At 72.1% G+C, this 6,869-nt stretch carries 6 protein-coding genes; all 6 read left to right on the forward strand.

Annotated features, from left to right (window positions below; genetic code table 11):
• Positions 1-351: 351 nt before the first annotated feature.
• Positions 352-1,323 carry an ABC transporter substrate-binding protein gene (locus Q0195_RS07460; RefSeq protein WP_299276570.1) on the forward strand — a complete coding sequence of 324 codons (972 nt, stop codon included), beginning with the start codon at positions 352-354 and terminating at the stop codon, positions 1,321-1,323.
• Positions 1,324-1,348: 25 nt separating this feature from the next.
• Positions 1,349-2,851, forward strand: a complete 1,503-nt coding sequence (locus Q0195_RS07465; protein ID WP_299276572.1) for a sugar ABC transporter ATP-binding protein — start codon at positions 1,349-1,351, stop codon at positions 2,849-2,851.
• A 3-nt stretch (positions 2,852-2,854) separates the two neighbouring features.
• Positions 2,855-3,871: an ABC transporter permease gene (locus tag Q0195_RS07470; RefSeq protein WP_299276574.1), complete on the forward strand. Its 1,017-nt coding sequence runs from the start codon at positions 2,855-2,857 to the stop codon at positions 3,869-3,871.
• A 4-nt stretch (positions 3,872-3,875) separates the two neighbouring features.
• Positions 3,876-4,871 carry a PfkB family carbohydrate kinase gene (locus Q0195_RS07475; protein ID WP_299276577.1) on the forward strand — a complete coding sequence of 332 codons (996 nt, stop codon included), beginning with the start codon at positions 3,876-3,878 and terminating at the stop codon, positions 4,869-4,871.
• 46 nt (positions 4,872-4,917) lie between these two features.
• Positions 4,918-5,892, forward strand: a complete 975-nt coding sequence (locus Q0195_RS07480) for a tagatose 1,6-diphosphate aldolase (RefSeq protein ID WP_299276579.1) — start codon at positions 4,918-4,920, stop codon at positions 5,890-5,892.
• Between the two features lie 145 nt (positions 5,893-6,037).
• On the forward strand, positions 6,038-6,869 hold an 832-nt coding region (locus Q0195_RS07485), incomplete at its 3' end, for a DeoR/GlpR family DNA-binding transcription regulator (protein WP_299276582.1).

The raw sequence follows: 6,869 nt of genomic DNA on the forward strand, positions 1-6,869 counted from the left end.
TCATCCCCGCATGGTGCCACCTCGCGCGCTCGGCACGTCGGCCGGGCCGAGGGGCAGCGCCCGTGCGGGTCGACGAGCGGTTTCGAAAGAGAAAGCCAGGTATCTCTATTGACGACAACGCATCGGCCTCCCTAAAGTCGACGTGTCCCGCCTCACAAGGGCGGCGCCGCGAGAGTGTGAACGCGCACGCTCCCCGTCGGCAGCCTTGCAGTCGCTTGCTGAAGCGAAAGGGGGACCAGCGAAGCGACGCTCCTTCCCTACCCCTGCACGACCAGCGGGGGAGCGTGAGTCCCCGCCTTCCCACCCCGGAGCATCGCGGCTCCGGACCCGGAACAGGACACAGGAGTCGACATGCGAAAGTCCACGAAGGTCGTCGCCATCGCCGCGGCCACCCTCGTCACCGCGCTGGCCGCCTGCAGCGAGGGCGACCCCGGCACCGAGCCGGCGGACGAGGCCGAGGGCACGATGGGTGACGGCGAGTTCGACCTCATCGGGTTCATGGTCCAGGACCTGTCCAACCCGTTCTTCCTCGCCATGGAGGAGGGCCTCAAGGCGCAGGCCGAGGAGATGGGCGTGGAGGTCAACACCCAGGACGGGCGCCAGGACCTCAACGCCCAGAACGACCAGATCGACACGTTCATCCAGCAGGGGGTCGACGCGATCATCCTCAACGCCGTCGACTCCGAGGGCATCGGTCCCGCGGTGCAGCGCGCGATCGACGCCGGCATCGTCGTCGTCGCCGTCGACGTCGAGGCCCCCGGGGCGATGGCCACGGTCACGCTGGACAACCGGCAGGCCGGCGAGATCGCCTGCGAGTACCTCATCGAGCAGATCGGCGGCTCCGGCCCCATCCTCCTCGTCGACGGCACACCGATCACCTCGGTCCAGCACCGGGTGGAGGGCTGCCAGCGAGTGCTCGAGGAGCACCCGGACGTCGAGGTCGTCGCCCACCAGAACGGGGACAACGGACGCTCCGAGGCGCTCGCCATCACCGCGGACATGCTCACCGCGAACCCCGACGTCGTCGGCATCTTCGGGATCAACGACCCCACCGCGCTCGGGGCCACGCTGGCCGCGCAGCAGGCGGGCTACGACGACCTCGTCATCGTCGGCGTCGACGCCTCACCGGAGGCCGTCGCCGAGCTCGAGAAGCCGGACTCGATGTTCGCCGGGACGGCCAAGCAGGACCCGAACACCCAGGGCTCCATCGCGCTGGAGATGGCCGCGAGCCTGTTCAACGGCGAGGAGCTCGAGGAGGAGACGGTGCTCGTCCCCACCGAGATGCTCACCCGGGACAACCTCGCCGAGTACGACGGCTGGTGAGCGGCAGCAACCGTGAGGTAGGGCGATGACCACGCACGAGCCGATCCTCCAGCTGCAGGGCATCACGAAGTCGTTCGCCGGCACACGCGTGCTCTCCGGCGTGGACTTCGACCTGCGGGCCGGGGAGATCCACGCGCTCATGGGCGAGAACGGGGCGGGCAAGTCGACCCTGATGAAGGTGCTCGGCGGCGTCCACGCACCCGACTCCGGGGCCATCGTCATCGGCGGCGAGCACAAGGTCTTCGCCACCCCCGGCGACGCCATCGCCGCCGGGGTGGCGATGATCCACCAGGAGCTGAGCACCGTCCCGGAGATGACCGTCGCGGAGAACCTCGCGCTGGGCCGCGAGCCGGTGCGCGGCGTCGTCCTCGACCGCAAGCGTCTGCGCGCCGAGGCCGAGGAGAAGCTCGCCGTCGTCGGCGGCGGGATCGACCCCCGCACGCTCATGCGCAAGCTCTCCGTCGGGCGCCAGCAGATGGTCGAGATCGCCCGCGCCGTCGCCCAGCACGCGCGCATCCTCGTCCTCGACGAGCCCACCGCCTCGCTCTCCGACACCGAGGCCCACCGGCTCTTCGAGGTCCTCGAACGGATGCGCGACGAGGGCATCGCGATGGTCTACATCTCCCACCGGCTCGACGAGGTGTGGCGGCTCGCGGACCGGGTGACGGTGCTGCGCGACGGCCACCTCGTCGGTACCTCGGCGCGCGGTGAGCTCACCCAGGAGGAGGTCGTCAGCCGGATGATCGGCCGCAAGGTCGACACGCTCTACGTGCGGGAGAACCGGCGGGCCGGCGACGTCGTCCTCGAGGTCGCGGACCTCGTCGGCGCCGGGAACGGCGTCGGCCCGGTGACCTTCCAGGTGCGGGCGGGGGAGGTGGTCGGCCTCGTCGGGCTCATCGGCGCGGGCCGCAGCGAGATCGCCCGCACGATCTACGGGGCCGACCAGCGCGCCTCCGGCACCATCCTCGTCGACGGCCGGCCCGCCGACATCGCCTCACCGGGCGACGCGATCTCCTTCAGCGTCGGGATGGTCCCGGAGAGCCGCAAGGAGCAGGCGCTCTTCCCTGCCATGGACGTCACCGACAACATCACCATCGCCTCGCTCGACCAGCACACCCGGGCGGGGGTGCTGGCCCGGCGCCGCATCCAGGACGCCGCGAGGCAGTCGATCGCGCGGTTCGGGATCCGGCTGCGCAGCCCACGGCAGGAGGTGCGCACGCTGTCCGGCGGGAACCAGCAGAAGGTCGTGCTCTCCCGCTGGCTCGCGACCAACCCGCGGGTGCTCATCCTCGACGAGCCCACCCGCGGCGTCGACGTTGGGGCCAAGCAGGAGATCTACCGGATCATCAACGAGCAGGCCGAGCAGGGGATGGCCGTGCTCATCGTCTCCTCCGACCTTCCCGAGGCGCTCGGCATCTCCGACCGGCTGCTCGTCGTCCGTGACGGGCGCGTGGTCAAGGAGCTCGCCGGTGAGCGGGCCACGGAGGAGGAGGTCATGAGGTACGCCACCGGAGTGGTGAGGGAGTGACGGATGGCCGAGCTGCAACAACAACCCGCGACCACCGGCCCGGCGGCCGAGGTGCCGCCCACCGCCGGCGCACGGCTGCTGAGGCGGGCGCTGGAGCTGTGGGGCACCTGGGGCATCGCCCTGGTCCTCATCCTCCTCGTCCTCCTCATGGCGTTCATCGCACCGAACTTCACCAGCCTGTCCAACGCGTTCAACATCGCGCGCGCGACGTCGATCACCGCAATCCTCGCGGCCGGCATGACCGTGGTCATCCTCACCGCGGGCATCGACCTGTCGGTCGGGTCGATCCTCGCGGTCTGCGGCGTGACGTCGGTGCTGCTGTGGAATGCCGGGCTCCCGCCGGTGCTGTGCGTGCTGCTCAGCGTGCTCGTCGGGGCGGTCGCGGGGCTGCTCAACGGGGTGCTCGTCGCCTACCTCTCGCTCGCCGCCTTCATCGTCACGCTCGGCACCCTGACGTCCTTACGCGGCGCCGCCTACGCGCTGACCGACGGCAAACCGCTCATCGCCGAGGGTGACCTGGGGTTCCGGATGCTCGGCGGCGGCAACTTCGCCGCCGTGCCGATCCCCATCTGGCTCATGCTCATCACCTACGCGGTGCTGTGGTTCGTGCTGGAGCGCACCCGCTACGGGCGCCACGTCTACGCCGTCGGGGGCAACCCGGAGGCCGCGCTCATGGCGGGCATCAAGATCCGCCGGGTGATCGCCTCCGCGTACGTCATCGCCGGCATCACGGCGGGGCTCGCCGGGGTGATGTTCTCCGCGCGCGTCGAGTCGGGCCAGCCGACCGCGGGGCAGGGGTACGAGCTGCAGGCCATCGCGGCCGTCGTCCTCGGCGGGACGAGCCTCATGGGCGGGCGCGGGCGGGTGGTCGGCACGCTGGTCGGGGCGTTCATCATGGGTGTGCTGACCAACGGGATGATCCTCATGAACATCGCGTTCTTCACCCAGCTCATGGTCCAGGGCGCCGTCATCATCCTCGCGGTGGCGATCGACAGCCTGAAGAACCGGTACACCAGGTGAGCCGATGACGCGCTACCTCGTGGCCGGGCACATCTCCTACGACCTCTTCCCCCGGTTCGACGCCTGGCCCACCCTCGCGCCGGGCCGACTGGTGGAGGCGGGGCCGCTCGACCACGCCCCGGGCGGGTGCGTGTCGAACACGGCGACGACGCTGGCCGGGCTCGGGCACGACGTCGCGATCGCCGCCTGCGTCGGCGGCGACTTCCTCGGGGAGCTGCTCCGGGAGGCGCTCGCCGCCCGCGGCCTGCCGGTGGGCGGCCTGCGGGAGGCCGCGGGGAGCACCTCCTACACCGTCGTGACCGAGGCGCCGGGCGTGGACCGCGCCTTCTGGCACCACCTCGGCGCGAACGCCGCCTTCGACGGCAGCGGCCTGGACTTCACCGGCGTCGACCTGCTCCACACCGGGTACCCGCCGCTGCTGCCGGCCCTCCTCCCCGACGACGGCGGACCGCTGGCCGACCTCCTCGAACGCGCGCGTGAGGAGGGGGTGACGACGTCGCTCGACCTCGTCGTCGTCGACCCGCGCGGCAGCGCCGGCGGGGTGACGTGGTCTGCGTGGATGGGCCGGGTGCTGCCTCACGTCGACGTCCTCACCCCGAGCCTCGACGACCTGCGCTCGCTCACCCGGGAGACCGGACCGACCACCCCCGAGGCGGCGCTCGCGGCGGCGGACGCACTCGTCGCGGCGGGCGTGCGCTGCGTGGCCGTCACCGCGGGGACGGCGGGGTTCGCCGTCGCCACCGCCGAGCGCCCCGGCTCCCTGCCGCCGCTGCTCGACCGGCTCCCCGGCTCGTTCTGGGGGATGCGGCGCTGGTACGGCTGCGAGCCGGTGCCCGACCCGGCCCGCACCACCGGGGCAGGTGACGCGTTCTCCGCCGGGTTCGTCTCGGCGCTGGCGACCGCGGGCAGCGTCGACGAGGTCGCCGACGCCGCCCGGCGTGCCGCGCGTCGGCACGTCACGACCACGTACGACCCGGTGCCCGAGGTGCGCGCCGGGTGAGCCCGGACGGCGCGCCGTCCTGTCCGCCAGAGAAGGAGACCTGTCCATGACCAGCCTGTTGTCCAACCCCGGCAAGGTGCGCGGCCTCACGCGCGTCACCGACGAGGACGGCCACTTCGTCGTCCTCGCGATCGACCACCCGGAGAACTACCTCGCCATGCTCAACCCCGCGTGGCAGGAGGTACCGGCGGCGGACGTGAGCCGGAGCAAGCTCGGGCTCGTCGCCCGCTTCGCCCCGTACGCCAGCGCCTTCCTCCTCGACCCGATGTGGTCGGCGGCGCAGAGCGTGCACGCCGGGGTGCTCCCGCGCACTGTCGGGCTCATCGCGAGTGTCGAGCGGCTGTCCTACACGCCGGACGGCCGGTTCGCGGCGACGAGCGAGCTGCGTCCGGGGTGGAGCGTGGAGAAGGCGAAGCGGATGGGGGCCGACGCCGTCAAGATGGTCTTCTGGTGGCGCCCCGACGCCCCGAACGCCGCGGAGATCCTCCGGGTCAACGACGAGCTCGTGGCGGAGTGTGCGCGGCACGACATCGCCCTCATCGTCGAGCCGCTGTGGTACCCCGGACCCGACGGCGGGGACGGGGACCGCACCGAGATCCTCCTCCGGGCTGCCGAGGTGTTCACCCGAGCGGGCATCGACGTGCTCAAGTCGGAGTTCCCCGTCGACCTCTCCTCGGCCGCGGGCCGGGAGCGGGCGCCGGACGCGCTCGCCGAGCTCGACGCGGCGACGGGCGGGACGCCCTGGGTGCTCCTGTCCGGCAGCGTGCCGTACGACGTCTTCGCCGAGCAGGTCGAGCTCGCCTCCCGGGCCGGGGCGTCGGGGTTCATGGCAGGCAGGGCGATCTGGGGCGACGCCGTACGCGCCCACCAGGCGGGGGACACCGAGACCGTCGAGGAGGCGGTCGGCCGGCTGCGCGAGCTCGGCGGGATCGTCCGGCGGTTCGGTCGGCCCTGGCGGGAGGTGCCGGCCGTGGAGGAGGTCGCCGCCGCGGTCGCGCCCGACTGGTACGAGGGCTACTGACGGTTCCCGCTGCCGGTCCGCTGCTCCCGTCGGACGTGCCGGACCGTGCGTGGCGACCGTCACAGGTTCGCCGACACACGTCGCCATGAGGTTGAGTAAACCTGGGAGTGTCGACGTCTGACGGAGGAGCACCGTGGAGCAGCGGATGAGCACGGCGAGCCGCCGGCAGAGCATGTTCAGCCTCATCCGCGCCCAGGAGTTCGTCAGCGTGCAGGCACTGGCCGACCGGTTCGGGGTCTCGGTCGTCACCGTGCGCAGCGACCTCGACCGGCTCGCCGCCGACGGGCTCGTGCGGCGGGTCCGCGGCGGGGCGATGATCGCCGCCCAGGAGGACCGCGAGCTGTCCTTCGAGGTGCGGCTCGGCTCCTACCCGAAGGAGAAGGCCGCCGTCGGGGCCGCGGCCGCCGAGCTCGTCGAGCCGGGCAGCGCCGTCATCCTCGACGGTGGCAGCACATGCATGGCGGTGGCGACGGCGCTCGCAGCACGGCCCGAGCTCGACGAGGTGACCGTGTACACGCCGGCGCTCAACATCGCGCTCGCACTGGAGGCAGCGGCGCCGCGCATCACGGTGGTGGTCACCGGGGGCACGGTGCACCCCAAGCAGCACTCGCTCGGCGGGCCGTACTCCGAGCTCATCCTCGAGCGGGTGATCGCCGCCGTCGGATTCATCGGCTGCAACGGGGTCTCCGCCCACGACGGCATCTCGGCGGCCACGCCGTCCGACGCCCGCATCAAACGCCGGATCATGGCCTCGGCGAAGTACTCCGTGGCCGTCACCGACGCCTCCAAGTTCCTCAAGTACGGCACTGCCCGGGTGTGCGACGTCGACGAGGTGGACCTCATCCTCACGAGCGCCGACCTGGACCCCGAGCTGCTGGCCTCGGTCGCCGCCGGCGGGGGAGTGGTGCGGATGGCCGAGGAGATCGGTGCGGGAGACGGCGTCGGGGGGCGGAGGTCGGTCAGGCGCGAGGGAGTGC

The sequence above is a fragment of the uncultured Georgenia sp. genome (assembly GCF_937958535.1).
Classification (GTDB): Bacteria; Actinomycetota; Actinomycetes; order Actinomycetales; family Actinomycetaceae; genus Oceanitalea.